The sequence below is a fragment of the Escherichia sp. AM3 genome, assembly GCF_032029835.1.
GTDB classification, from domain to species: domain Bacteria; phylum Pseudomonadota; class Gammaproteobacteria; order Enterobacterales; family Enterobacteriaceae; genus Escherichia; species Escherichia coli.
In genome coordinates this window covers 1-735 of sequence record NZ_JAVUPQ010000455.1, presented here as the reverse complement: position 1 = coordinate 735, position 735 = coordinate 1, and the positions used below count along the sequence as shown (strand labels likewise).

The following is a 735-nucleotide window of genomic DNA, read 5'->3' as shown; positions in this document are numbered from 1 at the left end:
GCGCAGAACTGGTATCAAAAAGCACCGACTTTTTGTCCCGCAATCCGGAAATCGCCAATCTTTTCCAGGATTATGTGCAGAACTGTGTTATGGGGGATATTTACCTGAACCACAAATACACGCTGGAGGAGCTGATGGCCTCCGCTGATCCCTACACGCTGATTTTTTCCCGCCCCAGCCCGCTGCGGGGCGTTTATGACAGCAATAATAATTTCGTAACCTGTAAGGACGCGTCGGTTTCGCTGAAAGACAAGCTGAATCTGGACACACAGAGTGGCGGAAAAACCTGGCATTATTATGCCCAGCAGCTATTTGGTGGACGCCCTGATCCTAACCTGCTGTTCAGTACGCTGATTGGCGACAGTTACAGTTACTTCTATGGCTCAAGTAAATCAGCCAGCCAGATCATCCGCCAGAATGTCACCATCAATGCGCTGAAGGAGGGGATCACCAGTTATGCCGCACGTAATGGTGATTCGGCCAGCCTGGTGAATCTGGCCACCACGTCATCGATGGAGAAACAACGTCTGGCACATGTCTCCATCGGTCATGTGGCGATGCGGACACTGCCCATGACGCAGACCATCCTGACGGGGATCGCCATCGGTATTTTCCCGCTCCTGGTACTGGCGGCTGTATTCAACAAACTGACGCTGTCTGTCCTGAAAGGTTATGTGTTTGCCCTGATGTGGCTGCAGTCATGGCCACTCTTGTACGCCATTCTGAACAGTGCCA

1 protein-coding gene is annotated in these 735 nt (G+C 52.0%); it reads left to right on the top strand.

Annotation, left to right across the window (positions count from 1 at the left end; genetic code table 11):
• A partial coding sequence (locus tag RTW80_RS26565; protein ID WP_312721079.1) for a conjugal transfer protein TraG N-terminal domain-containing protein occupies positions 1–735 on the top strand: 735 nt, incomplete at both ends.